Origin of the sequence: Defluviimonas sp. SAOS-178_SWC (genome assembly GCF_039830135.1) — a bacterium.
Lineage (GTDB): Bacteria > Pseudomonadota > Alphaproteobacteria > Rhodobacterales > Rhodobacteraceae > Albidovulum.
Window position 1 is genome coordinate 514,070 of sequence record NZ_CP156081.1, and the last position, 22,875, is coordinate 536,944.

The 22,875-nt window shown below is 62.5% G+C and carries 23 protein-coding genes, 1 tRNA gene and 1 pseudogene; 12 read left to right on the forward strand and 13 right to left on the reverse strand.

The genetic code is table 11. The features are described 5' to 3' along the window. The first annotated feature begins 153 nt into the window (after positions 1–153). The gene (locus tag V5734_RS21560) at positions 154–276 is read left to right on the forward strand and encodes a hypothetical protein (RefSeq protein WP_432759657.1); all 123 of its coding nucleotides are present in this window, start codon (positions 154–156) and stop codon (positions 274–276) included. Between the two features lie 245 nt (positions 277–521). Here the strand turns inward: V5734_RS21560 and V5734_RS03375 are convergent, their stop codons facing one another. The 4 genes from V5734_RS03375 to V5734_RS03390 form a co-directional block, all read right to left on the reverse strand. After that, a complete protein-coding gene (locus V5734_RS03375) occupies positions 522–1,802 on the reverse strand; it encodes a sensor histidine kinase (RefSeq protein ID WP_347312106.1) in 1,281 nt (426 codons plus the stop codon). 236 nt (positions 1,803–2,038) lie between these two features. Further along, positions 2,039–2,440, reverse strand: coding sequence for a response regulator (locus tag V5734_RS03380; protein ID WP_347312107.1), 402 nt, complete (start codon positions 2,438–2,440; stop codon positions 2,039–2,041). Between the two features lie 11 nt (positions 2,441–2,451). Next, positions 2,452–2,814, reverse strand: a complete 363-nt coding sequence (locus V5734_RS03385) for an Hpt domain-containing protein (RefSeq protein ID WP_347312108.1) — start codon at positions 2,812–2,814, stop codon at positions 2,452–2,454. Positions 2,815–4,195: 1,381 nt separating this feature from the next. Beyond that, on the reverse strand, positions 4,196–5,449 hold the full coding sequence (locus tag V5734_RS03390; RefSeq protein ID WP_347312109.1) for a response regulator: 1,254 nt from the start codon (positions 5,447–5,449) through the stop codon (positions 4,196–4,198). Positions 5,450–5,616: 167 nt separating this feature from the next. Between V5734_RS03390 and V5734_RS03395 the strand changes: the two genes are divergently transcribed. The 6 genes and pseudogenes from V5734_RS03395 (at position 5,617) to V5734_RS03420 (ending at position 9,178) form a co-directional block, all read left to right on the forward strand. Then, positions 5,617–6,321 carry an IS6 family transposase gene (locus V5734_RS03395; protein WP_347312110.1) on the forward strand — a complete coding sequence of 235 codons (705 nt, stop codon included), beginning with the start codon at positions 5,617–5,619 and terminating at the stop codon, positions 6,319–6,321. A 166-nt stretch (positions 6,322–6,487) separates the two neighbouring features. Further along, positions 6,488–6,946, forward strand: a pseudogene (locus tag V5734_RS03400) (IS6 family transposase); the annotation flags it as partial. A 67-nt stretch (positions 6,947–7,013) separates the two neighbouring features. Beyond that, the gene (locus tag V5734_RS03405) at positions 7,014–7,718 is read left to right on the forward strand and encodes an IS6 family transposase (RefSeq protein WP_347312111.1); all 705 of its coding nucleotides are present in this window, start codon (positions 7,014–7,016) and stop codon (positions 7,716–7,718) included. A gap of 63 nt (positions 7,719–7,781) precedes the next feature. After that, the gene (locus tag V5734_RS03410) at positions 7,782–8,261 is read left to right on the forward strand and encodes a hypothetical protein (protein ID WP_347312112.1); all 480 of its coding nucleotides are present in this window, start codon (positions 7,782–7,784) and stop codon (positions 8,259–8,261) included. Between the two features lie 647 nt (positions 8,262–8,908). Beyond that, positions 8,909–9,106 carry a hypothetical protein gene (locus V5734_RS03415; RefSeq protein ID WP_347312113.1) on the forward strand — a complete coding sequence of 66 codons (198 nt, stop codon included), beginning with the start codon at positions 8,909–8,911 and terminating at the stop codon, positions 9,104–9,106. Then, positions 9,105–9,178, forward strand: a tRNA-Arg gene (locus tag V5734_RS03420). Before V5734_RS03415 ends, V5734_RS03420 begins: the two co-directional genes overlap by 2 nt. A gap of 158 nt (positions 9,179–9,336) precedes the next feature. Here V5734_RS03420 and V5734_RS03425 read toward each other — a convergent pair. The 3 genes from V5734_RS03425 to V5734_RS03435 are packed head-to-tail and all read right to left on the reverse strand — an operon-like array spanning position 9,337 to position 11,433. Then, positions 9,337–10,269, reverse strand: a complete 933-nt coding sequence (locus V5734_RS03425; RefSeq protein ID WP_347312114.1) for a ribokinase — start codon at positions 10,267–10,269, stop codon at positions 9,337–9,339. Positions 10,270–10,277: 8 nt separating this feature from the next. Further along, positions 10,278–10,730, reverse strand: coding sequence for an RbsD/FucU family protein (locus V5734_RS03430; RefSeq protein ID WP_347312115.1), 453 nt, complete (start codon positions 10,728–10,730; stop codon positions 10,278–10,280). A gap of 58 nt (positions 10,731–10,788) precedes the next feature. After that, positions 10,789–11,433 carry an SGNH/GDSL hydrolase family protein gene (locus V5734_RS03435; protein WP_347312116.1) on the reverse strand — a complete coding sequence of 215 codons (645 nt, stop codon included), beginning with the start codon at positions 11,431–11,433 and terminating at the stop codon, positions 10,789–10,791. 125 nt (positions 11,434–11,558) lie between these two features. Here V5734_RS03435 and V5734_RS03440 point away from each other — a divergent pair, with 125 nt between their 5' ends. Together V5734_RS03440 and V5734_RS03445 are read left to right on the forward strand one after the other, a co-directional pair. Continuing rightward, complete coding sequence (locus V5734_RS03440) at positions 11,559–12,587, forward strand: aldo/keto reductase (RefSeq protein WP_347312117.1); 1,029 nt, start codon at positions 11,559–11,561, stop codon at positions 12,585–12,587. A 5-nt stretch (positions 12,588–12,592) separates the two neighbouring features. Further along, on the forward strand, positions 12,593–13,447 hold the full coding sequence (locus tag V5734_RS03445; protein WP_347312118.1) for an amidohydrolase family protein: 855 nt from the start codon (positions 12,593–12,595) through the stop codon (positions 13,445–13,447). 80 nt (positions 13,448–13,527) lie between these two features. On the opposite strand, the gene V5734_RS03450 is transcribed toward V5734_RS03445, so the two are convergent. Further along, positions 13,528–14,133 (reverse strand): GntR family transcriptional regulator, encoded by a 606-nt coding sequence (locus V5734_RS03450; RefSeq protein ID WP_347312119.1) that lies wholly within the window; start codon positions 14,131–14,133, stop codon positions 13,528–13,530. Between the two features lie 197 nt (positions 14,134–14,330). Between V5734_RS03450 and V5734_RS03455 the strand changes: the two genes are divergently transcribed. Further along, positions 14,331–15,857 carry a UxaA family hydrolase gene (locus V5734_RS03455; RefSeq protein WP_347312120.1) on the forward strand — a complete coding sequence of 509 codons (1,527 nt, stop codon included), beginning with the start codon at positions 14,331–14,333 and terminating at the stop codon, positions 15,855–15,857. A 37-nt stretch (positions 15,858–15,894) separates the two neighbouring features. After that, positions 15,895–16,026 carry a hypothetical protein gene (locus V5734_RS03460; RefSeq protein WP_347312121.1) on the forward strand — a complete coding sequence of 44 codons (132 nt, stop codon included), beginning with the start codon at positions 15,895–15,897 and terminating at the stop codon, positions 16,024–16,026. A gap of 66 nt (positions 16,027–16,092) precedes the next feature. On the opposite strand, the gene V5734_RS03465 is transcribed toward V5734_RS03460, so the two are convergent. The 5 genes from V5734_RS03465 to pcaD form a co-directional block, all read right to left on the reverse strand. Next, positions 16,093–17,334, reverse strand: coding sequence for a mandelate racemase/muconate lactonizing enzyme family protein (locus tag V5734_RS03465; RefSeq protein ID WP_347312122.1), 1,242 nt, complete (start codon positions 17,332–17,334; stop codon positions 16,093–16,095). 84 nt (positions 17,335–17,418) lie between these two features. Beyond that, on the reverse strand, positions 17,419–18,498 hold the full coding sequence (locus V5734_RS03470) for a zinc-binding dehydrogenase (RefSeq protein WP_347312123.1): 1,080 nt from the start codon (positions 18,496–18,498) through the stop codon (positions 17,419–17,421). Positions 18,499–18,526: 28 nt separating this feature from the next. Continuing rightward, positions 18,527–19,738: a TCR/Tet family MFS transporter gene (locus tag V5734_RS03475; protein WP_347312124.1), complete on the reverse strand. Its 1,212-nt coding sequence runs from the start codon at positions 19,736–19,738 to the stop codon at positions 18,527–18,529. 125 nt (positions 19,739–19,863) lie between these two features. Further along, positions 19,864–20,592, reverse strand: coding sequence for an alpha/beta fold hydrolase (locus tag V5734_RS03480; protein WP_347312125.1), 729 nt, complete (start codon positions 20,590–20,592; stop codon positions 19,864–19,866). Continuing rightward, entirely contained in the window at positions 20,585–21,373 is a 789-nt protein-coding gene (gene pcaD, locus V5734_RS03485; RefSeq protein WP_347312126.1) for a 3-oxoadipate enol-lactonase, read from the reverse strand. The genes V5734_RS03480 and pcaD overlap by 8 nt, the downstream gene beginning before the upstream one ends. A 275-nt stretch (positions 21,374–21,648) precedes the next feature. Between pcaD and leuB the strand changes: the two genes are divergently transcribed. After that, entirely contained in the window at positions 21,649–22,758 is a 1,110-nt protein-coding gene (leuB, locus tag V5734_RS03490; RefSeq protein WP_347312127.1) for a 3-isopropylmalate dehydrogenase, read from the forward strand. Positions 22,759–22,875: the final 117 nt, after the last annotated feature.

The following is a 22,875-nucleotide window of genomic DNA, read 5'->3' on the forward strand; positions in this document are numbered from 1 at the left end:
AGCGATTCAGCAAACCGATGGGTGTCGTCTCCAGAAGGAGAGTTATCTGTTTATTATTCTACTATTAGATGAAACTCCAGAGCAATATCTGGGCAAGTGTCAAAGTAACTGTGCTTGAGGTGGACATCTACGCGGCATGCAGGGGGAACCGGGTTGGGGCTTGCGATCAGTAAGAGTGTCTTCGATATCATGGGAGGAGAATTCGGGTTTGAACGAAATTCGAAATCCGGGAGTACATGCTGGTTTACACTGCCGTTAGCGCATAAGGCTTGCTGACGTGCCATTAGGATCACGTGCTATTGCTCTCACACCCGCTGTGTGACGTGCCTTCGCAATGAGACTGGCCGAGGGACGCCCCGAAGGAGCGTGCCCCGGCAAAGACACTCCAGATGAGTTGGCGGTGACCCGCAACTTACCTCAAGGCGCACCAAACGGCGATCAGACTGAGGCCGAAGAAGGAGGGGCCGACGACCAAAGAGGCGGACTGATCGGCCTAGCTGCGCCGCCAACCGAAATCGATCTTAGGAAGACTTGGGACAGTTCACTCCATCAGTTCCCGTCGCAACGCAGTTTGCGGCCCATTCGTCAGATTGGCACAGTTCCGACAGCTCCGGCAGCACTTCGACTTCCAGCTTGCCCTTGACCTTGAGCCACGTGCGGTGCTGAAAAAAAACTGGCAACGTGATGATGAAGTTCGTTCCGACCCCGAGCTCGCTTTCGTAGCTGATCGTTCCCTTGTGAAGCTGAAGAATGCGTCGCGAGATGCTCATGCCAAGGCCGCTACCTCCAACCGAACGAACATCTGAGGAGTCTAATTGCGAGAACTCCCCGAAAACCGTTTGCTCATTACCTGGCGGGATCCCCCGGCCATTGTCCCTTACGGATACTGTGGCAAGGTCTTCATGGACCTTAAGGTCAACTTGCACGATGCCACCGTCCTTCGAAAATTTTATTGCGTTCGAGAAAACGTTCGCCATCACCTGCATCAATCTTTTTTCGTCGCCATTGACGATCACCGATGGGTGAGATCCCACAAGAACCAGAGAAACATTTTTGTCGCGTAGATAGCCGGCCGTCGCCTCGATTGCGTCTTTAATAAGTATGGAGAGATCCATAGGTTTGGGGTTCATCGCCATCTTGCCTGTATCGAGCGCCTGTAGATCCAGAAGATCGTCAATCAGCATCGCAAGCCGGTCGCTGTTCTTGTTTGCCACAGCAAGCATTTGCTGAACATTCTTGGGTACCTGGCCAAGTACTCCACTGCAGATGAGGTTGAGAGGTCCTTTGATCGATGTGATTGGAGTTCTTAGCTCATGGCTAACCACGGAAAGAAACTCAGACTTCGCCCTGTATGCCGCCAGCGCCCTTTCATGCTCTTTTCTGAGATCCTCAATTTGACTCAAATTGCGGCGATAGAGTCGCAGAAATGCGATTGAACAATCAACTATGAAGTAAAGAACAAATACAACCGTGAAGAACTGAAGCCAGTGCACGGAAGAGAGTTGCGGCCGCTCCCTGACGATATTAAACAACGCAACAAAAAGAAAAAGACCAGAATAGATGGATAGGCGGAGCGCCAGGGCGCTAAGAACTTGATGGGTATTCATCGCCGCAAACAGCGCTGCGGCAAACAAGAATAAAAGCGGTGTAAAATGTGCCGAAGTACCCTCCATAACAGTTGCAAGCACGATGAATGACCCTATGGCAAGGGCGTTCAGAATAGTTCCGAGTAGGATCATTCGATAGAACAAGTCGGATGCTCGGTCGCTGAAGCCATCCCAGGTCGAAATACGCTTTGCCACGACATGGTCAAAGAACTCCGTGAGAAGTACGCTCAAGTAACATAGGACTGCAATGTAGATGTCATAATATGCGGAGGCGAGTGTAAATGCACCCAAGTACATCGCTTGGCGCTGCCAAAAGAGTCTCAGGCCCCCATCCACATAATCCTTTAGATATGTGACCATCTCAGGGTTCGGCCGCGACCTCGACGGGCGTGTTGACCGCCACTTTTGTATCAACCAAGACAAGACAGGATTCATGTTTCTTGTCGCAAGTTTGGCCGGGCCCGATTCCAGATCGATCGCAGAGTGTTAGGCAATTCAAGCGGATTGAAGGGCTTTGCCACGACGCCGGCGGCGCCGATGGCGAAAAGCTGTGTCATGGATTGCTCGTGGACCTTCGCCGTGGCGAATACGATCGGTAAATCCGCCAAGGTGGGTATCGTCCTAAGTTCCTGGAAGGTTTGCTCCCCATCTATTCCCGGCATCATTACGTCGAGAAGGATCAGATCCGGTGCGAATGCTTCAGCCCGCGCGAGTGCCTCTTGACCGGAGTTACACTGCAGAACGGTAAAACCGCCTACAACCTCCAGCGCAATTCGTGTCACCGTGCGAATGTCCTCGTCATCGTCCACATGGAGAATTCTATTGAGCACCATGCCTCTAATCCTTAAACGCTCGCCGGGACCGATGCTGTGCCCATTTCCCACAATAGGAATTCAAGTAGAGCTGGAATATCAGTATCCACAGGCGCCCCAACATGTGAGATTTGAAGATTGACGGCAAGCTCGAGCCGCTGTGATGCATCACCCAAGGTGGGGTACCCTAGTGTTCTTGCAAGACCGCAAATCTGGTGAGCCAAAAATTCGATCACCTTCAAATCGTCAACATCGACATTTGACGTCATACGCTCCTGAATGGCTCTGAGTTGGATTATCTGGGCGCTAAGACGTTGGATGAAGTCATCGCGGATACGCGCGAGTGCGCTGTCCAAGTCGCCAGTGGAGTGCTCATGATGCGTAAGTTTAACCATTTCAGATTCCGATCCACCTCTGCAACCAGCTAGCCGTAGCATGTGCTGGCTTCCCCGCGAGCGCGTTTGCAGCGCTCCACTCCTGTTGTTTTGACGCATTATCTGCACTTTCGATTGCTCTTAGCAACAGACCGGTGCGGCGATCGGCAGAAAAGAGTTCGTTCGATTGAAGGTGACCGAAATCCAGTGAAATTGTCTTCATCGGGTCTGAAGGTAGGAAAAACGCAAAGCTCCGAATGCCAGATCGAACATCTGACAAAATCTCTTCTGGTGAAATACCTCCCGTCTGCGCGGCGCAGACAAAGAGTCCCGATCATGGCCCCACGAAGGGTGCGCGTTCCGATATCAACTCGGGAGAGGGTGATGTCCACTTGGTCTGAGCGGCCTGCCTTGCCAGAGACGGGGAAGGTCACTGCGCTAGGTGCTATCTGGATCACATCTCCTAGTATGAGGTCGTCGGGAACTTTCGGCGTCTCCCCTTGGGCGGCCCCACAAGTGACCACCAGGGACGTCAACGGAACGAGCAGATTGGTGTTCGTGTCGTGGTCGAGTACATCTACAAGCTCCGTTTGGCCTGAGACGGTCGCCAAAGCTGATGTCGACGCGCCGTAGGGGGAGAAATCGCGTATATGTTGCATGGCAGCCTGTAGCGGTTGAAGGGCCTAATTTCATCTTTTAGTTGCATTATTTGGCGGTAATGGGGCGGATTGTAGATCAAACACGGCAAATCCGCGGAAATTTGAATCTCGGTGAGGGATTGGCGCACGATGCCAGTTTGGCCTTCGCCCTGACTCGGGGTCAGACTGATCTGGAATTTCCCGGGCGAGTTGCGGCGTCGAGCGGCACCACTGAGGCTACAGGAGTCTCGTACACAAGCGCACGGCGGTCGCCAGGAAATCCATCCCTGAGGGGTATCCGATCCCGGAGTCGGGTGTACGGTGTTGCGGTGAACCAGCAAGCGAGCGATCTCGTCGCGTTCGACTTCAGTGACCTGTGCCAGTGCGGGTTGAGCCGCTCGTCCCGGAGTCTGCTGCTGGCGGACTCAATGAAGGCTTCATGACGGTCCTTCTTGGCTTGAAGGAGGAAAGCGGCGCGCCGGTTCGCTCCGGCCAGTCAAACATGCCCTGGCTGGTGCCTTAGAGGCCGCTGTCCGTCACAACGGCTTCGCGTAAAGGTTTCGCAGTGTCGAGTTTCTGCCTCATCCATATTGCTTGATGCTCACAGCAGGTCAAAAATCCTCCAACTCGACTGGCCCCGTGGGTTCTGACGGAGGACGCTGGGTTCCGCTTGATGAGCGTCAGCGAGAACAGCGGTTCGCCACGTCGTGCTGAATTATGCGGGGTCAGGTTGACCTGTCGTCGGACGGATTAGCACTCCAACTTTAGCCGACCAAGCGGAGGGATGAGTTCCGCTCCAAACCGAGCTTCTCAAAGGCTCTGTTCTTAGCGGAGCCTATCGCCCGACCGAAGGTGATGCCCGCACGGCGCACCTTGGTCCCCTCCGGCGTTATCGGCCTGCCCACCGAAACGCTGATCGCCAGACTTTCGCCATAGACGCTGGCAGCCCGATTTGTTTCTAGAGATTGGTTGATCTCGGCCTCCAGTTGAATGGATGTCGGCAGCATCTTGCCGCTGGTGACGACCAGCACAGTTCCCTCGCCGGCGTCCGCCATCATGCACTGATCGGAGCGGAGGACATCTTCTATTGCGGCAGCGACATCTTCCAGGACCGATACAAACGGAAGATAGGAGGTACGCGTATGGGCAAGATCCTTCCAGTCGACTTTCACGGCGAATACTTGAGTGTCGGAAAGCTCCTTGCCAGACACTTGCGTCACATAGTTTTCCAACGCCTTGGACGACACTAGTTTCGTCGCACCACCAGGAAGGACCTCGCGAGACTCCGGTCCGTTAATGTACTGTTCCTCGCGCAAAGTATCGACCACATCCGCATTGTCCGATCTGATCTCGTCGCTCTGGTCGCCGTGGGTTTGATAAGTCGCGACAAGCCGCGCTCCAAGCTTATCGACGTCAAAAGGTTTTGTCGCATATTCGGTCGCACCCGCCAGGAATGCTTGCTCCATGCTCTTCATGTCCCTCTTCCCGGTGAGCATTATAATCGGTGTGCGTCGATAGGCGGCAATTCTGCGAACGTGCCGGCACAGTTCAATTCCGTCCATCTCCGGCATGTTGATATCGAACAACAGGCAGTCGAACTGAGCCTCGGTGTTCGCCAGTGTTGCTAACGCCAGCTTTGCGGAGGCGGCGCAGGTAACTTCGGAATACCTTGCCTTGGCAGCAATTCCCGGGATCAGCCCGAGAATGAAGGGGTCATCGTCGACTGCGAGGATCCTCATTGGCCGATGATGTGCTTCAGCAAGGGGGCGCGGATGGTCGAAAATCAGGTCACTAGCAAGTTGACTGCTCGATTTGCCTGAAATGGATGAGCTCTTGAGTCGGCTACTACGGGCGGCGACCGCATTGATGGCGACATGCAAAATAGGCACGAGGATCACGGCGGCGGAACCGACCATGCTGTAGAGGGCGATTGCGAGCACGAACGATCCACCGAGGACCAGCGTGGCCACACACGCGGCAAAACCAGCGAACGATCCAATGATGATGTATCCGAGCATCTTATCAACCCTTGATTGCATTCTCGTTAACGCCATGTACACAAAGACGAGCGACAATGTTGCGAAACTGTGTTTATTTCTTGGCAGGTTCGTTGGTGAATCGTCTGGCTGGTCTTGTCAGAAGGATTCCTGTTGAGGCGGGCAGGGCGGCCTCGTAGCGTCGGAACATGACCAAACCTGACCCGTTCAAGGGCTTTCACAGCAGCCCGGAAATCATCCGCCTGGCGGTGATGCTGTACGTCCGCTTCCCACTCTCGCTCCGGAATGTCGAAGATCTACTTCACGAACGAGGTGTGGAGATCAGCCACGAGACCGTGCGGTACTGGTGGCATCGTTTTGGTCCAATGTTTGCCGCGGAGATCCGGAAGCACCGGATCGAAGGGATGAAATCGAGCCGCTGGCAGTGGCACCTCGACGAGATCTTCGTGAAGATCAACGGTGAGCGGCATTACCTCTGGCGGGCCGTCGATCATGAAGGCGAGGTGCTCGAAAGCTTCGTCACAAAGACCCGTAATAAGAAGGCCGCATTGAAATTCCTCAAGAAAGCAATGCGCACGCACGGTCAGCCTGAGGTCATCGTGACGGACAAGCTGCGGTCCTATCGTGCTGCACTGAAGGAGCTTGGTGCTGATGCCCGACAGGAAACAGGCCGTTGGTTGAACAACGGGGTCGAGAATTCACACCTTGCATTCCGACGACGGGAGCGGGCGATGCTTCGGTTCCGGCGTATGCGAAGTCTTCAGAAGTTCGCCGCCGTCCATGCCTCCGTCTCGAACCACTTCAATCAGGAACGCAGCCTTTCAAGCCGACGCCTCTTCAAGGCCAACCGGGCCGCCGCTCTCGCCGAGTGGCGTGGTCTCTGCGCGGGATAAGGGACAGCGTCACTGTCCTTGGTGAGACCGGTTCGAATCCGTCTGGCAGCACCGAGCGAGGGGCTCTGTCAAAAGAAACCGGCTTGAGGCTGGTAGTTCGTCTGCGTAGGCACTGTCAGAGGGACTTGACTTGAGCCGGGGCGTGGGGCGGGGGTAGGCTCCGGCCATGACCCAGCCTTCGCCTTTCCGCTATTTCAAGACGTCGCCCGAGATCATCCGCCTTGCGGTGATGATGTATGTGCGCTTCCCCCTGTCCCTGCGGAACGTTGAGGACCTTCTGCACGAGCGGGGCGTCGATATCTGCCATGAGACGGTGCGGTTCTGGTGGCACCGGTTCGGACCGACGTTTGCGGCGGAGATCAGGAAACGCCGCGTCGAATGCATGCGGTCCAGCCGCTGGCGCTGGCATTTGGACGAGGTGTTCGTGAAGATCAACGGCGAACGCCATTACCTGTGGCGGGCGGTCGATCACGAAGGGGAGGTGCTCGAGAGCTTCGTGACGAAGAAACGCGACAAGAAAGCCGCCCTTAAATTCTTGAGGAAATCACTGAAGCGGCACGGCGCGGCCGATGGATTCGTCACTGACTGTCTGCGATCCTATGGCGCCGCCTTGGGAGAGCTCGGCATTCGCGGGGGCACTGTCAGAGGAACTTGACTTGAGCCGGGGCGTGGGGCGGGGGTAGGCTCCGGCCATGACCCAGCCTTCGCCTTTCCGCTATTTCAAGGCGTCGCCCGAGATCATCCGCCTTGCGGTGATGATGTATGTGCGCTTCCCCCTGTCCCTGCGGAACGTTGAGGACCTTCTGCACGAGCGGGGCGTCGATATCTGCCATGAGACGGTGCGGTTCTGGTGGCACCGGTTCGGACCGACGTTTGCGGCGGAGATCAGGAAACGCCGCGTCGAATGCATGCGGTCCAGCCGCTGGCGCTGGCATTTGGACGAGGTGTTCGTGAAGATCAACGGCGAACGCCATTACCTGTGGCGGGCGGTCGATCACGAAGGGGAGGTGCTCGAGAGCTTCGTGACGAAGAAACGCGACAAGAAAGCCGCCCTTAAATTCTTGAGGAAATCACTGAAGCGGCACGGCGCGGCCGATGGATTCGTCACTGACTGTCTGCGATCCTATGGCGCCGCCTTGGGAGAGCTCGGCATCCGCGGGCGCCAGCAGACTGGCCGGTGGATGAATAACCGGGCGGAGAATTCACACCTGCCATTCCGAAGACGGGAGCGGGCGATGCTCCGCTTCCGGCGAATGCGAACGCTGCAGAAGTTCGCCTCCGTTCACGCCTCCGTCTCGAACCACTTCAACCAGGACCGCAGCCTCAATTCACGACAAAGTTTCAAGGCCAACCGAGCCGCCGCTCTTGCCGAGTGGCGCGGTCTCTGCGCGGCATAAGGGACAGCCTCACTGTCCAAGCTGAGACGGGTTCGAATTAGTCTGCCAGCACCCGCCTCCGGGGTGGCGACCGCTCCTGCCGGGGCGGTCAGAGGCCGCGTCGAGCTTATCGTCAACAGCCACTCCGCCGGCGCGATCTACTGGGACGACATCTACCGCTACCGGGCGAACGGCGGCGAGCTGATCGTCGACGGGACGATCTATGGCAACTACATCGCCGCGAACGCGATCACCGGCGGCCTGATCGCGTCCTCGGGCATCATCACCCAGATCGCGCAAATCGGCGATGGCCTGACTACCGATGCGAAGATCGCCAATCTCGCCGTCGACACGCTCAACGTCGCTGGGAATGCGATCTCGACGGTCAGCAGCGCCACGACCGCTGGTAGTATCAGCCTGCCGAGGGGGCGACTGTCATTCAGACGCTTGTGGTCAATAAGGGCAGGTCGGATCCCATGCCCATTTACGGCTACGCAAGTGTCGTTCCGGATACGACGGGCAGCGGTGCGATCTCGCTACACATCACGAAGGCGGGCGGCATGATCACAGAGGCTCAGAGCATCGGTGCGACCGATGGCGTTCCGGCGTCCGCCACGCTCGGCGTAATGGCGATTGATACGTCGCCAGCGACTGGACCGCAAACCTATCAGTTCGTTGCAACCGTGACAGGTGCGATACCCGGGAGCGCTGCGAACTCACGAACATTGTCTGCCGTCAATCTCCTGAAATGAGCCAATCATGGACCCGCTGACATACTTCGCTGTCACCTTGCCGCCACCGGTGAGATCGCCCTCCCCGGAACTTGCAGGTAGAGCGAGGTCACTGCGCAGACGCGCAGTAGGTGGTTTGGCGACCGCAGACACGCCGATAGGGGCTAACCGCTAGACACACGATGCTTGCCTCGCCGGCTTCGTCTCTCGCGGCGCCCGACGGACCGGCCCGAGGGCTGCCTTGGGCAGGTGAAATGCTTAACTGATCCGGCCTTCCTTATTCGCACGGTGGGCGAGGTCATGCTCGGTGACGCACTGAGCGCAACTGCCGTCGTCCGACCTGCGCTCGATAGAGCCATGCTTCTTGCAAGGCTTGCCCGTGTAGCGCGACTTGCCCGATTGGAAGGCTTCTGTCCGTGCAGGATCGTTCGACGGGTAGCTCGGGACGGACCCGCGTTGTATCGAGTTGAATGCTGTCAGATGACTTACACCGAGCTCATGGGCGATGGCGCGAGCCGCGCGGTAGGCGTTCTGACCCTCGGCAGCCAACTGCTCGAAGCACTTCAGTGCGTCAGGCTACCAGGGCATCTGTTCGATGGTCGGTTGCCGTACCATAACCGAGTTATGCCTGATTGTGCCAAGGTCGCCAATCGTTTAAACGTCATGTCGCGCGTCTGACCCGCTAGCTCAACGGGATAGAGCAAGTGCCTTCTAAGCACTAGGTTCGGGGTTCGAGTCCTCGGCGGGTCGCGCCGTGAGTCAATTGCATCGCAATTGCATAGTGACGAAAAATGCGATCAAAGCAGCTTACGTTACAAGCGATTAGGGATGTAGAACAGCGACCTTTTAATCAGGATGTTGGGGGTCGAGTCCGCCCGGGATCGCCAGACCTTTGCCCCTGCCGCGTTTCATGAGCCTGCCATGCCGGCCAACAACGCTTCGACCTCGGCCAATGTCGGCATGGAGGGGGCGGTGCCGGGGCGGGTGACGGAGATGCCGGCGGTCGCACAGCCGAAGCGGACCGCGGCGATCGGATCGGCGCCGCGCGCAAGGGCGGCCGCGAAGCCGCCGTTGAAGGCGTCGCCGGCGCCCGTCGTCTCCACCACCGGGCCGGCGCTGACGGCGGGAACATGGACGGTCTGATGACGGTCATGATAGAGCGCGCCGTTTTCGCCAAGGGTGATGATCGCCGCGCCGGCGCCTTGCGACAGAAGCTTCTCGGCAGCGGTCTTCGCCTCGGCGGCGGATGTGACGGGCAGGCCGGTGATCCCCTCGGTCTCGGATTCGTTCGGGGTAACATAGTCGCAGAGCGCCAGCATCTCGGGCGCAATGGTGGCGGCCGGCGCGGGGTTGAGGATGGTCTTCGCCCCGCCCGCCCGTGCGATCTCAAGCGCGCGGTGAGCGGCCGGCATCGGTTGTTCCAGCTGGGTCACGAACACGGCGGCGCCAGAGATGAGGTTGGCCCGCGCCTCCACGTCCGCGACAGAAATCCGACCTGCCGCGCCGGGCGAGATGATGATGGCGTTGTTGCCGGTCGCGTCCTCGATGAAGATGTAGGCTGCACCCGTGTAGCTTTCCGGATCCTCCGTCACCTCGGGCACCACGCCTGCCTTCGACCAGGTCGCGTGGGCTATGTCGGCGAAGGGATCGCGGCCGAGGCGGGTGATGAAATGAACCTCGCCGCCCACCATCGCGGCGGCGACCGACTGGTTCGAACCCTTGCCGCCGGGGCCGAGGACGAAGCTCCGGCCCAGGATCGTCTCGCCCATCTTCGGCTGACGATCGGCGCGGTAGGCGGTATCGGCGACGAACACGCCGAGGATAACGATCTTGTTCGACATGGTTTTCCTCAGGCCTCTGGCGCGATCACACCCTTGCGAAACAGGAAGCAGCCGTAGAACCGCCGCTCGCCGGTCTGGATCACGGCATAGCTTTCGCGGGCGCGATCATAGAAGTCGAAGCGCTCGATACTGATCATCGGACGCGGCTTTCCTTCGGCGCGGTCGATCTCTGCCTGAACCTCGGCTTGCACCGGCGGCACCTCGTCGGGGCTGCCGACGATCTCCATCCGACCGGCGAAGTCGTCGACGAACGTGTCGAGGGGCATGACCGAGAGGATTGCATTCACTGCCTCCGCCGAGGTCAGGTTCTCCATCCTCAGCAACGCGCCATAGACGGTGTCGCGGGCAACGGAATCGGACGGGAAATTGGTGTCGGCGATCACCAGCGCGTCGCCGTGGCCCATGGAACGCAGGACGTAGAGCACATCGGCGTTTAGCCGGTTGTCGATCCCTTTCAGCATCCTCGTCCTCCCTTGGTGAGAGCTTACCGGTGCGCCGATTGTCGGGCAATCGGTGCGTTCATCCCATCATCTCCGCGACGGCTGCGCCGATGGCGCGGCCGAGCACCGCGTGGGCCTCGGCGTCGAAATGGACCCCGTCGACAGGGGAAACGGCGATGTGGGCGCCTGCGTCGAGGAAACCCGCGCCCTGCGCCTCCGCCACACGCGCAGCAAGCGGTGTGAGGGCGGCGGACTTGGCGGCGCCTCCCCGGAACATTCCTTCAAGGCATCCGGTTTCGGCAACTGGCGGCGGACATACGAGGAGAACCTTTGGTTCCCCAAGATCCGGCCCGGCCTCGGCGGCACGGATCGTCCGGATCAGCCGGTCGAGCGAGGCGGCCACATCCTCGGCGGTTACGGAAAACCGCGCCTTCATGTCGTTTGTGCCGAGCATGAGGATGACGGCATCGAGCGGACGGTGGGATTCCAGGATGGCCGGCAGAATCGCCAGCCCATTGCGATGGGCGCCCTCGATCGGGTCGTCGTGGACGGTGGTTCGGCCGGGATGGCCTTCCTCGATCAGGATCGTATCGGCGGGCAGCAGGCCGCGGGCGTGGCCGGTCCAGCGGATTTCGGGGTCGAAGCGGACCTTCTCGGTGGCGGTCGCCATAGGCGCCGTGCCGTGGGTGTTGCTGTCTCCGTAAGCGAGAACCGTGAGTGTCATCCTGGTTGATCCTGATGCCGAGTGCGCAGTCGACAAGGTGAAGGTGGTGAGGCTCGGCCGCAAGGTGGAAGGATTGGCCCACAAACGATTCATGCTAGCATGTGAGCGGACATACGGAGGCATTCATGGAGCTTGCGATACGCCACTGGGACAGGCTCGGAAACGGTGGGCTCGATTTCACCGAGCTCGGTTTCGGGTCGGCGCCGCTTGGCAATCTATACCGGTCGATCTCGGACGCGGAGGCGGAGGCGCTGCTGGAGGCAGCCTGGGCGTCTGGAGTGCGGTATTTCGATACGGCGCCCCTCTATGGCTTCGGACTGTCCGAGACGCGGCTCAACCGGTTCCTGCGCGGCAAGACGCGGGATGACTACGTCATTTCGACCAAGGTCGGCCGGCTCTTGCGCGCGGTGCCGCAGGAGCAACGCGACGGAACCGGCAAGTGGTTCGATGTGCCGTCGCGGGCGGAGGTCTATGATTATGGCTATGACGCTGTCTTCCGCTCAATGGAATTCTCGCTGGAGCGGCTTGGGCTGGATAGGGTGGACATCCTCTATGCCCATGATCTCGATGTCTTCAATCACGGCTCGCAAGCCACGCTCGACGCGCGGCTCGCCGAGTTCATGGCGGGGGGATACCGGGCCTTGGTCGAATTGCGCGATCAGGGAGTGATCCGGGCGTTCGGCGCGGGGATCAACGAATGGCAACCCTGCCAGTGGATGGCCGAGCGTGGGGATTTCGACCTCTTCCTCCTCGCGGGGCGCTACACGCTGCTGGAGCAGGAGGCATTGGACACCTTCCTTCCACTCTGCGAGGCGCGCGGGATCGGGATCGTTATCGGCGGCCCCTACAATTCCGGTATCCTCGCCACCGGGCCGAAGCCCGGCGCCTTTTACAATTACGATCCCGCCCCGCAGGCGATCCTCGACCGCGTGGCACGGATCGAGGCGGTCTGCGCGCGCCACGGCGTGCGGATGGTCGACGCGGCGTTCCAGTTCCCGCTCTGCCATCCCGCGGTGGTCTCGGTCATTCCGGGCGGTCAGGGTGTGGCGGAGATGGAGGAAAATCTCCGGGCCGCGACGGCCGGGATCCCAGCGGTCCTGTGGTCGGACCTCAAAGCGGAAGGCCTGATGCGGCCAGACGCGCCCGTGGGGTGAGGCCGATGGAACAGATCGACGCGCATCAGCACTACTGGAACCCTGCACGCGGGGATTACGACTGGATGCCGAACGACAATCCGGTTCTCGCCCGGACCTACGGTCCCGCGGACCTTGCGCCCGAACTGGCCGCGTACGGAATCGGACGGACAATCCTCGTTCAGGCGGCTGCGACAGTGGCTGAGACGGAGTATATGCTGGGGATCGCCGACGCGACGCCGACGGTGGCGGGGGTCGTGGGGTGGGTGGATTTCGAGCGGCCCGAAGATCTCGCCGTGCTTCGACGGTTGGCGGGCCACCCGAAGTTCCTCGGTGTGCGGCCAATGATCCAGGACATTCCGGATGTGGACTGGATGTTGCGGGAGGATGTGCAATGGGGGTTTCGGGCGCTTTCCGATCTGGGGCTTACATTTGATGCGCTGGGGTTGTCGATTCATCTTTCTAATTTTCTGAAAATATCGAAACTATATCCCGACCTCCGAATTGTGCTCGACCATTGCATGAAACCGGAGATTCGTGGGCATTCGCCAGGCGTATTCGGTCCCTGGGCGGATGGCATGAGCAGGCTGGCCACTGAGACCCACGCCTGCCTCAAGCTCTCGGGCCTCGTGACCGAGGCGCGGGAGGACTGGACGGTGGAGGATTTGCGCCCCTATGCGGATCATGTCATTGCCGCTTTCGGGCCGACCCGGATCATGTGGGGGTCGGACTGGCCCGTGTGCCGGCTGCGCGGCGAATACGCGGACTGGAGGCGGGCGGCGGAATCGCTCCTTTCGGGTCTGGCCGAGGTGGACCGGGCCCGGATTTTCGGCGGTACCGCGACGGAGTTCTACCAGATCACCCCGCATCGCGCCGTTTAGATCGGGTATCGGGCCGCCCCGCAGTTCATCGTTCGAGAACAGGGCGTTGTCTGCATCGCGTTTCCTTCCGCCGGATGGCGTCAATCGGGATCGAACAGGTCCGGTCGTTCGCGTTCGAGCGGCACGAGGACTGTCATGAGTTGTCGGAGGTGCCCGCGCAGTTCTTCGCGCGCGCGGTCGGGATCGCGCGCCTCGAGCGCTTCGAGGATCGCCTGATGCTCCTTCAGCGTCGCGGCGACGCGGCCGGGCAGCGGCAGGACCAGCTGACGGGCGCGGTTGACGTGGACCCAGGCGGATTCCGCGACCTGGCCCAGCTTGCGGTAGCCGGTGAACGAAAGCAGCATCGCATGCATTTCGGCGTCGAGCGCGCAGAAACCTGCGAAATCGCCGTCCTCGACGAGCGCCTGCTGCACGCGGATATTGCGGCGAACCTGCACCAGTTGATCCTCGGTGATTGCGGGCGCGATCATCTCGATCGCGGCCAGCTCGATCGCCTCGCGAAGGAAAGCGCCTTCGCGGATCTCGGCCATCGAGAATCGTGCGACGAAGGTTCCGGACTGCGGGACCACGTCGACGAGACCCTCGGCGGCGAGCCGCGCGATGGCCTCCGAGACAGGAGAGCGGGAGACGCCAAGCTCGTCGCAGGCGTCGCCCTTGCGCAGCAGTTCACCGGGTCGGTAGGCCAAGTGCAGTATGGCCTCGCGGAGCGATTGGTAGGTGCGCGCGGCGAGAGAGCCTGAGAAATTGTCAAGCTTGCCGAGACGGTGGAGGGAGGGAGTTCTCTCTTGCGGTTCCACATCGGGCCTATGTAACATGTTAGCATGTTAGTGGACGTCCGGGGACTGTCAAGCGCCTCGGTCCCGTTGCCTGGCGGAGATGCAAGATGCCCGATCCTGCCGCAAGAACCATCCGCCTGCATCCGGGCGACAATGTCGACATTGCCCTTACCGACCTTGCGGCAGGCGTCGTTGTGCCGGGCATTACGGTGCCGCTGCGCCGTCCGGTCCCGCGCGGTCACAAGGTCGCGATCCGTCCGATTGCGCAAGGGGAGCCCGTCCTGCGTTACGGTCAGATCATCGGCGCCGCGACCGAGGATATTGCGGCGGGAGCGCATGTCCACAGTCACAACCTTGGCATGAGCGGGCACAGCGAGGACTATGCCCATGCGTCGGCCAACACGCCGCTGCCGCCGGTTGACGGGGAGAGGACCTTCCTCGGCTACCGGCGCGCGGATGGCCGGGTCGGAACCCGCAACTACGTTGGGATTCTGACGTCCGTGAACTGCTCGGGCAGTGTGGCCCGGTTCATCGCGGAGGCGGCGGAGAGGACGCCGTGGCTTGCCGACCTCGCGCATGTCGATGGCGTCGTGCCCATCGTCCACGGCACCGGCTGCGGCATGTCAGGCGTGAACGAGGGGTACCGGACTCTCTTCCGCACGCTCCAGGGCTATGCCCGCAATCCGAATTTCGGCGGCATCCTTCTGGTCGGGCTCGGCTGCGAGGTGATGCAGGTCGCCGACCTCGTCGGGCAGGGTCGGCTGCGTGAGGGCGGAAACTTCCGCTACCTGACGATCCAGCAGACCGGCGGAACCCGCGCGACCATCGACGCCGGGCTTGCGATGCTGCGCGAGATGGGAACTGAAGCGAATGCGGCGCGGCGTGAACCGGCGCCCCTTTCTGAACTGACGATCGGCCTGCAATGCGGCGGCTCGGACGGCTATTCGGGGATCACCGCGAACCCCGCGCTCGGCGCCGCGTCCGATCTTCTCGTCCGCCATGGCGGCACGACGGTCCTGTCGGAGACGCCGGAGATCTACGGGGCGGAGCATCTTCTGACCCGGCGCGCCGTCAGCCGTGCCGTCGGCGAAAAGCTCATCGAACGCATCCGCTGGTGGGAGGATTACACCGCCCGCAATGACGGCGAGATGGATAACAACCCCTCGCCCGGCAACAAGCGCGGCGGATTGACCACCATTCTGGAGAAATCGCTGGGCGCGGTTGCCAAGGGCGGCACCGCGCCGCTCGCAGGTGTCTACAAGTTCGCCGAACCGATTGACACGAAGGGCTTCGTCTACATGGACAGCCCCGGCTACGATCCTTGCTCCGTCACCGGGCAGATCGCGTCGGGCGCCAATCTCATCGCCTTCACCACCGGGCGCGGCTCGGTCTCGGGCTACAAGCCGGTGCCGTGCTACAAGCTTGCCACGAATTCCGAGATGCACGCGCGGATGGCCGAGGATATGGACATCAATTGCGGCGACATCGTCAGCGAGGGCGTGAGCGTCGAGGAAAAGGGCCGCGAGATCTTCGAGGATCTGATCCGCATCGCCTCGGGCGACCGGACGAAGAGCGAGGCGCTCGGCTTCGGCGGCGCGGAATTCGTGCCCTGGCAGATCGGCGCGGTGATGTAAGGGGGTGGCGAAGCGGCTGAAGCGAAGGAAAGCCTTCGTGACGGCGACGGCGCAGGCCTCCGCGGCCGAGGGTGCCGAGGTGATCGCCGTTCCGAACCGCTTCCTCCATGCCGTGACCAAGGCCGCGGTGATCGGGATGACCAAGCCGGTGCGCCGATTTCATCGGTGAGCGCAGGAGCGCCAAATCGATGTGACCCACGATGGTGGAGAGCCAGTCGCCCGAAGCGCGTGCCGGTCAGGTCTTCGCCGTCGACGGCGCACCGCCTTCGAACCAGTTCGGTTTGGCGTAGTCGCAGGGCGCCTCCTGCATCTCCAGATGGAGCCGCGCGCCATCATAGGGATGGGCGCGGGCGACGTCCTCGTCGAACTCGATGCCGAGGCCGGGGGCGTCGGGGACGATGACATAGCCATCCTCCCACCGGATCGAGTTCTTGATGAGCCTCAGGTGGAAGGCGCCGCCGGTCTCGATCGTCTCGACCATCAGGAGATTGGGGATCGAGGCACCAAGATGGATGTTCGCCGCCCATTCGACCGGGCCGGCATAGAGATGCGGTGCCATCTGGGCGGTGAAGACTTCCGCGATGGCGGCGATCTTCTTCGCTTCCCAGATCCCGCCTGCGCGGCCAAGTGCGGGTTGCAGGATCCGGGCGCCCCCGGTTCTGAGGACGGTGGCGAATTCGGCCTTGGTGGTGAAGCGTTCGCCGGTGGCGATGGGGATGCGGGTGGCGCGGGCGACCTCGGCGAAGTCGAGGAGGTTGTCGGGCGGGATCGGCTCTTCGTACCAGAGCGGTCCGTAAGGCTCGATGGCTTGGGCGAGGCGCTGGGCGCCGGCGACGTTGAACTGCCCGTGGGTGCCGAAAAGCAGGTCGGCCCGGTCACCGACCGCCTCGCGGATCGCGCGGCAAAAGGCGGCGGAGCGGGTGATGTCGGAGCCGGAGGGATCGTGCCCGCCCCGGATCGTGTAAGGGCCGGCCGGATCGAACTTCACGGCGGTGAACCCCATGCCGACGAAGCGCCGGGCGGCCTCGGCGGCCATGTCGGGGCTGACCCAGAATTCCGCGCTTTCCTTGCCGGGCTCGGGGTAAAGATAGGTGTAGCTTCTCAAGCGTTCGTTCATCTTGCCGCCGAGAAGCGCCCAGACCGGGCGGTTGCGCGCCTTGCCGAGAATGTCCCAGCAAGCGATCTCCAGCCCCGAGAACGCGCCCATCACGGTGAGGTCGGGCCGCTGCGTGAAGCCCGAGGAATAGGCGCGGCGGAACATCAGCTCGATGCTCTCGGGGCTCTCCCCGGCCATGTGGCGGTTGAAGACATCGGCGATCACCGCCTCCATCGCCTTCGGCCCGACAGAGGAGGCATAGCATTCCCCGTAACCGGTGACGCCGTCATCTGTCGTGAGCTTGACGAAAAGCCAGTAACGCCCGCCCCAGCCGGGGGCCGGAGGCGCGACCGTGAAGATCTCGAGGTCCTTGAGGCGCATGGTCCCTCCCGATGCCACCGGGGGGCTGTCTGCCCCCCGGACCCCCCCGAAGGTATTTCGGCCAAGATGAAAGGGGAAGACCCGTCAGAAGACGATGACGTTGCGACGGGCGGCGCCGGTCCTTGTGTCGGCGATCGCCTCGTTGATCTGGTCGAGGGTCCAGCGGCCCGAGATTAGCTCGTCAAGTTTAAGCCGGCCCTGAAGGTAGAGATCGGTGATCCACGGAATATCTCGGGGTAGCACCGTGTCGCCCATGTTGGAGCCGATCATCGCGTTTCCGGTATAGGTGAAGATCACCGGTTCCCACTGAGATTTGGCGCCGGAATGCGGCATGCCGACCGCGACCATGCGGCCGCCATTCGCGAGATACCGGGTTGCAGTGTCGTAGGCGGGGATGGCGCCGACGGCGACCAGCACCACGTCGGCGCCACGACCCGCGATGCGCTTCGCCTCCGCCCAGGGTTTCGGCGTGGTGGCGAGGATGCCGTCGGTCGCGCCGAATTCCTTCGCGATTTCGAGCTTTTCGGACAGCATGTCGACGGCGATGATCCGCGCGGCCCCGGCAAGCCGCGCGCCCTGGATCGCGTTGAGCCCGACACCCCCGGCCCCGATCACCACCACGACATCTCCAGGCCGGACCCGGGCGGTGTTGACCGCCGCGCCGAGCCCGGTGATCACCCCGCAGGAGATGAGGGCGGCCGCCTCCATCGGGATGCCGGGCGGCAGGGGGGCAATCTGGCTTGTCTGCACCACAACGCGTTCGGCGAAGGCGCCGCAGTCGAGGCCCTGTTCGAGAGCGCCACCGCCCGTGGTTGTCAACGGGCTCCCGGGGCCTGGCGGCGTGGCGCACAGAACGGGCCGGCCTGCGGCGCAGGTCGGGCACTGCCCGCAGGAGCGGATGAGCGTGACGAGAACCGGGTCGCCGATGGCGTAACCGGTCACGCCGGAACCGGTCGCGGAGACGTGCCCCGATGCCTCGTGCCCGTAGACCGCCGGAAGCGTCCCGCCCCAACCGCCGTCGATATAGGAGATATCCGAAAAGCAGATCGCGCAGGCGTCGAGCGTCACCTCGACCTCGCCCGGTCCGGGGGCGCGGAGATGGACTGTCTCGATACAGAGCGGTTGGCCGAATTCGTGACAGACGGCGGCGCGGATCTCGGTCATGGCGTCTCCTCCCGGGGGAAGGCTGAGGTCAGGCGGCGGCCCTTTCGCGTGCGGGCACGACCAGGACTATGACGGAAGCGACCATCAAAAGGCCAGAGAGGAGGAACGGCGCACCGGGGAGATAGTGCGTCGCGCCCTCATGGGTGAAGGCCCAGAAGACCGACGTCATCACCATCGGCGCGAGCCCCATGGCGATGGCCGAGACCGAGGCGATGACGCCCTGCAACTCTCCCTGCTGGTCGTCGGGAGTCGCATTGGCCATGATGCCGGAGAGCGCCGGCCCGGCGATGCCGGCCACCGAGGCGATCGGGGTGAAGACGAGCGCCCAGAAGCCCGACGTGACAAATCCGTAAAAGCCGAAGGTCACGACTTCCAGCGACATGCCGTAGGCGGCGGTGCTGCGGTCGCCCCAGATCCGGATCGCCGGGGCGACGAGGAAGCCCTGCACCACCACCATGCAGCCGCCGAAAAGCGCAAGTGACAGGCCGTTCCACCAGGCATCCCATCCGAAGCGCTCGGTGCCGAAGAAGGCCCAGATCGAGGGGTAGGACTGGAAGGCCACCGTGTAGAGGAACATGATCGCAAGAAGCCGTTTCAGGCCCGGCAGGTGGCCGATGGCGCGGAACGAACCGAAGGGATTGGCGCGGGCCAGGCTGAAGGGCCGGCGTTTCTCGGTCCGCAGGCTCTCGGGAAGGGCGACAAGTCCGAATAGGGCGTTCAGCGCGGCGATGGCAGCGGCGGCCCAGAACGGCGCCCGCGTTCCCCATTCGGCGGCGATCCCGCCAAGAAGCGGCCCGGCGATGAAGCCGAGCCCGAAGGCGGCACCGATGAACCCGAAATTCTTCGCGCGCTGGTCGGGGGCGGAAATATCGGCGACATAGGCGTTCGCGGTCGAGTAGGTCGCGGCGGCAGCGCCCGCGACGATGCGCCCGACGAGGAGGAGCCAGACTGTCCCGGCGACCGCCATGATCAGGTAGTCCACTGCCATCACCGCGAGCGCGATCAGCATCACCGGCCGCCGCCCGTAGCGGTCGGAAAGGTTGCCGACCACCGGGCCGCAAAGGAACTGCATCACGGCAAACGAGGTGGCGAGCACACCGCCCCAGAGCGAGGCGGTGGAGAGGTCTGCGCCCGTCACCTCGCGCATCAGTTCGGGCATGACTGGGAAGATGATGCCGATCCCGATGGAGTCGATCATCACCGTGGTCAGGATGAAGATAAGCGCGAGGCGATTCTGCATGGAATTCCCGGCCGGCGCGGAAATGCCGCCGGGCCGGGGCAGGCTAGCCAAGACGCGGGCCGAAGGGAAGAGGGATGCCGGTAGCGTCCGTTCTGGCCCACGCTTGCCGGCGGCGAAATCCCGGCTTACGCGTCGGCGGTCCCGACGATTTCCGATAGGCGCCGGGCAAGGGCGCCCGGTGCGGTGAAGAAGGGCGAATGGCCCGTTGCAAGCGACGTCACGTGACCGGGCGGAAAGGCGGCGGCCATCGTCGCTTGATATTCCGGCGGGATCGTGTGGTCGTCCTCGCAGACGATGTAGTGCTTTTCGATAGCGGGCCAGTTGCGCAGCAGTGGCAAAGCCGTCGACTGCGGCAGGATCGGCTCCGGGCAGAGCCGGGGCAGGGCGTCGGCCACGGCCTCTTCCGGGCAGTCGTGGTAGAAGGTGCCGGGCGCCATTGCCGGGTCGACCGAATAGGTGACACCGTCCGGCGCCGCCCGCACCGCGCCTTGCAGAAGCTGCCGGGGTCCGGCCTTGCGCATGTCGATCATCGACATCCCCCGCGCCGGTACATAGGCGCAGAGATAGGCAAGCCGCCTCACCTTGCCCGGTGCCCGCTCGGCGGCAAGGGTAATCGGATAGCCCGCAGCGGAATGGCCGACGAGCGTCACCGGCGCGTCGATGGCGTCGAGGATCGCCTCGGCATAGAGATCAAGTGTCGCGTCGGCCGCCGGGGTCCGATCCTCGCCATGCGAGGGCAGGTCGATGGCCGTCGCTTCGTGCCCCAGAGCCTCAAGCGCCGGGATCACGTCGCGCCAGCACCAGGCGCCGTGGCACGAGCCATGGACGAGAAGAAACCGCACCGTCTCAGACATGGCCGATCGCGGTCAGGAACCCGGTCAGGACCGCCGCGTAGTCGGCGGGCTTGTCGACCGGTGGCAGGTGGCCCGCGCCTCGGATCAGGTGAAACCGCGCCCCCCGGATCAGGTCAGAGGTCTCGCGCACGAGATCGGGAGGTGTCGCGCCGTCTTCGGAACCGGCGATGGCGAGGGTGGGCAGGGTCAGGCCGGAGGTGGGCGTGATGAAATCGGTGCCGGAGATCGCGGCGGCGCAACCGGCATAGCCCTCGACCGGCTGACGGGTCAGCATGTTGCGGTAAGCCCGCATCTCGGGAGTTGCGCGGAAGGTCTTGGAGAACCACCGCTCCATCATCGCGTCGCCGATGGCCTCGATCCCGCCCGCCCGGATCGCGGCGATCCGGTCGGACCACATCTGGGCCGTGCCAATCTTGGCGGCGGTATTCGATAGCACCATCGCCCGCACGAGATCTAGCCGCTTCACCGCCAGGCCTTGCGCGATCAGCCCGCCGATCGAGAGACCGACGAAGACGCAATCGCGGACCTTCAGCGCGTCGAGCAGCCGCTCCGCATCGCGGATCAGCGCGCCCATCGAATAGGGTCCGGTCGGGCAAGCGGACAGCCCGTGCCCGCGCAAGTCGTAGCGGATCAGCCGCAGCCCCTGAGGCAGCCTAGGGATCAGCTTGTCCCACATCCGGAAATCGGTGCCGAGCGAGTTGGCGAAGACCACCGGCCGCCCGGAAGGCTCGCCGTCTTCGCGCCAGTGGAGGTGCAGGTCGCCAAGATCGAGTATGTTCATGTCCGTCCTTTCGTCCCGCGCCATCCTGCGGATTCGGATGGGGAAGGCAACCACGCTCAGGCCGCCGGCACCCTGCGGATCACGGCGGGCGGAATCGTCTCGCATCATCTCCTGCCGCAAAGGATAATCCGGCGCAGTGCCGCGCTTCTGTGGCACGGGCCGCACCTTCGTTTCCGCAAGGCAGGTTTCGAATCCCTGCCCCGCGCTTGACCCGGCGCCGGGCTTTGGCTAGGCGGGCAGGAACGTTATTCCGCAAGCCCTGAGGAGCGAAGCCCGTGGCAAATCCGTCCATTCTCATCCTGCCCGGTGACGGGATCGGCCCCGAAGTCATGGCCGAGGTCCGTAAGATCATCGCCTGGTTCGGCGACAAGCGTGGCCTCGAGTTCAATGTCAGCGAGGATCTCGTCGGCGGTTCCGCCTATGACGCGCATGGCGTGCCGCTGACCGACGAGACGATGGCCAAGGCGCAGGCGGTAGACGCGGTCCTGCTCGGCGCCGTCGGCGGGCCGAAATACGACAATCTCGACTTCAGCGTGAAGCCGGAGCGGGGGCTTCTGCGGCTGCGGAAGGAGATGGACCTTTTCTCCAACCTCCGCCCGGCGCAATGCTTTGACGCGCTCGCCGATTTCTCGTCGCTGAAAAAGGACATCGTCGCGGGCCTCGACATCATGATCGTGCGCGAACTGACCTCGGGCGTCTATTTTGGCGAACCGCGCGGCATCTTCCCGGATAACGAGGGCGGCCGCGTCGGCATCAACACCCAGCGCTACACGACCGACGAGATCCGCCGCGTCGCGCGCTCCGCCTTCGAACTGGCGCGCCGCCGGAACAACAAGGTCTGCTCGATGGAGAAGGCCAACGTGATGGAATCGGGCATCCTCTGGCGCGAGGAAGTGCAGTGGGTACACGACAACGAATATCCGGATGTCGAGCTGTCCCACATGTATGCCGACGCGGGCGCGATGCAGCTTGTCCGCTGGCCTAAGCAGTTCGACGTGATCGTCACCGACAACCTCTTCGGCGATCTTCTCTCCGACTGCGCCGCGATGCTGACCGGGTCGCTCGGAATGCTGCCTTCGGCCTCGCTCGGCGCGCCGATGGCGAATGGCCGGCCGAAGGCGCTCTATGAGCCGGTCCACGGCTCTGCGCCCGACATCGCCGGGCAGGGCAAGGCCAACCCGATCGCCTGCATCCTCTCCTTCGCGATGGCGCTGCGGTATTCGTTCGATCAGGGTGACGAGGCGACGCGGCTGGAACAAGCGGTGGAGAAGGTGCTCGCCGACGGCGCCCGCACGGCCGATCTGATGGGCCCGGAAGGCGGCAAGCTGATCTCCACGTCCGAGATGGGCGACGTCATCGTCAAGGCACTTGACGCGAGCCTCTGAGGGCACGCAGACAGGAACGAGCTGGGGCGCTTCGGCGCCCCTTTTCATTGGTCAGTGCGGGGTCTCCGGGGCCTGCCGCGCTGGCACGGCGGCCTGAAATCGGGGGCGGGGGGCTTG

What these genes read in the sequence shown, in the direction of transcription:
- V5734_RS03480 (WP_347312125.1), bottom strand. Translation starts at nt 20,592, where the DNA reads ATGTCTGAGACGGTGCGGTTTCTTCTCGTCCATGGCTCGTGCCACGGC.
- V5734_RS03395 (WP_347312110.1), top strand. Translation starts at nt 5,617, where the DNA reads ATGACCAAACCTGACCCGTTCAAGGGCTTTCACAGCAGCCCGGAAATC.
- V5734_RS03415 (WP_347312113.1), top strand. Translation starts at nt 8,909, where the DNA reads ATGACTTACACCGAGCTCATGGGCGATGGCGCGAGCCGCGCGGTAGGC.
- V5734_RS03470 (WP_347312123.1), bottom strand. Translation starts at nt 18,498, where the DNA reads ATGACCGAGATCCGCGCCGCCGTCTGTCACGAATTCGGCCAACCGCTC.
- V5734_RS03435 (WP_347312116.1), bottom strand. Translation starts at nt 11,433, where the DNA reads ATGACACTCACGGTTCTCGCTTACGGAGACAGCAACACCCACGGCACG.
- V5734_RS03440 (WP_347312117.1), top strand. Translation starts at nt 11,559, where the DNA reads ATGGAGCTTGCGATACGCCACTGGGACAGGCTCGGAAACGGTGGGCTC.
- V5734_RS03475 (WP_347312124.1), bottom strand. Translation starts at nt 19,738, where the DNA reads ATGCAGAATCGCCTCGCGCTTATCTTCATCCTGACCACGGTGATGATC.
- V5734_RS03465 (WP_347312122.1), bottom strand. Translation starts at nt 17,334, where the DNA reads ATGCGCCTCAAGGACCTCGAGATCTTCACGGTCGCGCCTCCGGCCCCC.
- V5734_RS03390 (WP_347312109.1), bottom strand. Translation starts at nt 5,449, where the DNA reads ATGCTCGGATACATCATCATTGGATCGTTCGCTGGTTTTGCCGCGTGT.
- pcaD (WP_347312126.1), bottom strand. Translation starts at nt 21,373, where the DNA reads ATGAACATACTCGATCTTGGCGACCTGCACCTCCACTGGCGCGAAGAC.
- V5734_RS03445 (WP_347312118.1), top strand. Translation starts at nt 12,593, where the DNA reads ATGGAACAGATCGACGCGCATCAGCACTACTGGAACCCTGCACGCGGG.
- V5734_RS03380 (WP_347312107.1), bottom strand. Translation starts at nt 2,440, where the DNA reads ATGGTGCTCAATAGAATTCTCCATGTGGACGATGACGAGGACATTCGC.
- V5734_RS03430 (WP_347312115.1), bottom strand. Translation starts at nt 10,730, where the DNA reads ATGCTGAAAGGGATCGACAACCGGCTAAACGCCGATGTGCTCTACGTC.
- V5734_RS03425 (WP_347312114.1), bottom strand. Translation starts at nt 10,269, where the DNA reads ATGTCGAACAAGATCGTTATCCTCGGCGTGTTCGTCGCCGATACCGCC.
- V5734_RS03405 (WP_347312111.1), top strand. Translation starts at nt 7,014, where the DNA reads ATGACCCAGCCTTCGCCTTTCCGCTATTTCAAGGCGTCGCCCGAGATC.
- V5734_RS03385 (WP_347312108.1), bottom strand. Translation starts at nt 2,814, where the DNA reads ATGGTTAAACTTACGCATCATGAGCACTCCACTGGCGACTTGGACAGC.
- V5734_RS03455 (WP_347312120.1), top strand. Translation starts at nt 14,331, where the DNA reads ATGCCCGATCCTGCCGCAAGAACCATCCGCCTGCATCCGGGCGACAAT.